Annotated in this window: 3 protein-coding genes; 2 read left to right on the plus strand and 1 reads right to left on the minus strand. The window is 32.0% G+C overall.

Annotated features, from left to right (window positions below):
- On the minus strand, positions 1 to 353 hold a 353-nt coding region (locus AC0C45_RS29975), incomplete at its 3' end, for a CorA family divalent cation transporter (RefSeq protein WP_472929327.1).
- Between the two features lie 608 nt (positions 354 to 961).
- Here AC0C45_RS29975 and AC0C45_RS29980 point away from each other — a divergent pair.
- Both AC0C45_RS29980 and AC0C45_RS29985 read left to right on the plus strand, forming a co-directional pair.
- Positions 962 to 1,219, plus strand: coding sequence for a hypothetical protein (locus AC0C45_RS29980; protein ID WP_237894517.1), 258 nt, complete (start codon positions 962 to 964; stop codon positions 1,217 to 1,219).
- 42 nt (positions 1,220 to 1,261) lie between these two features.
- A partial coding sequence (locus AC0C45_RS29985; RefSeq protein WP_472929328.1) for an FtsW/RodA/SpoVE family cell cycle protein occupies positions 1,262 to 1,704 on the plus strand: 443 nt, incomplete at its 3' end.

Genomic DNA, 1,704 nt, shown 5'->3' on the forward strand with positions numbered 1-1,704 from the left:
CGTTGTCGTACTGTTTCAATACTGAGTACCGGTTTAAAGTGAAAGGTCACAAGATAATTTTCCCCAATAAACAAGTCTACTTCTTCAACATCTAACGTGTTGCTATTTAAATAATGCAGAACTAAAAAGCTGTAACCCTCATAATAATCAAGTTTAGGACGTTGTAACAAATGAAGACAATCTTCGATAGCTAAAGGGTGAAAGTAGAAAAACGTCTCTAACACTTTTGCTTCTTCCTCAGATGGAGAGGCAAGGTCTACCCAGAACCATTTAATTGAAGGATCAGACAAGTGATCAAGAGGTATACCTTCTTTGACGTGTAGATCCTGTGTAATAGCGATTGTTCGAATCATGCTTCTGCTCCTCCATGTGATTAATCATTCTCTATTGTATAGTATGTTACAGAAAATAAACGATTAATCCGACTGCTAACAAGGCAATAAAATCCTTCTGATATCTTCTTCTCTTTTCTTCACTTGTATCTTTATTTTTCTTAAAATATTTATCTATAAAAATAATGAAACAGAGGAGGAGGAAACTGAGGATAATATCCAGTATTAAGAAGTGAAAGAAATTATCTGTAGTGGTCAATGACATAGTAATTCTCCTTATTTCTCACGTTTAAGGGTGAGAATACTAAATAAGTAATAAGTCTCTCTTCATATTTTAATCAGGTACAAAAAGTACTAAAATCAATTTAGCTGTATAATAACTAACTGCATAAAAAAGAAAGGATTCGTTTTTTATTGTTTTCTTTATCCGAATGTCTATAATTAAAACATACAAAACGACTTATTATATACCAAAACATTCTATATGTCCTAACTTTTTTGGAAGAAATAGGATTATTAATCTTAAAAACAGGAACGTCTAAGAAGTGTATAAGTTAATAAGGTGAGACGGAGAGGAAAGAATAAAACGTAACGATATATAATAAAAGAGATAGTAGTGGGAGATTTTTATGAAATATGCACAAATTTTTATTGATAATCGAATTCGAAATGCAACGTTGATTGTATTGCTTATTTGTATGAGTATAGCTTGGCTGTTTGATAGCGATTACTGGTACAATATAGCTGTTCTGATTGTTTCAGTATCTTTTATATTGCATGGTGTAAATGATTATATCGTCGGAAAGAACAAAGCGCGAGGGACTGTTATTATACTATTGAGTGTTCTGTTTACTCTATATAATCTACTAAGAATTTTTGTTTTATGATAAAAATAAGATTCTTATACTTGCAAGGAACGAGGAGTTTTTATGTTTAAGAAAATAGTAAAATGTTATGATTACAAATTTATTGTAGCCTTAATTGTTCTAAGTCTCATCGGCTTAGTCATGGTTTACAGTGCTAGTATGGTAACGGCGGTTAGTCGTTACGGTGTTGAAGGGGATTATTTTTATCAAAAGCAAAAACTTGCTCTGATAGCAGGCTTCTTCTTTTTCTGTGTCGCTGCCTTTATTCCCTATAAAATTTATCGAGAAAAAAAAGTATTAAAAATCCTATTAGTAACAGTAATTACGCTTCTTGCTTTGGTCCTTATTTTTGGACATACCGCGGGAAATGCACAAAGTTGGCTTATACTGGGCCCTATTCGAATACAACCATTAGAATTTACGAAACTAACGATCATTGTATATTTATCGGCTGTTTTTGCAAATAAACAAGAGTATATCAATGATCTAAAACGCGCTATTATTCC

It is taken from the genome of Priestia sp. VA7, assembly GCF_055710015.1.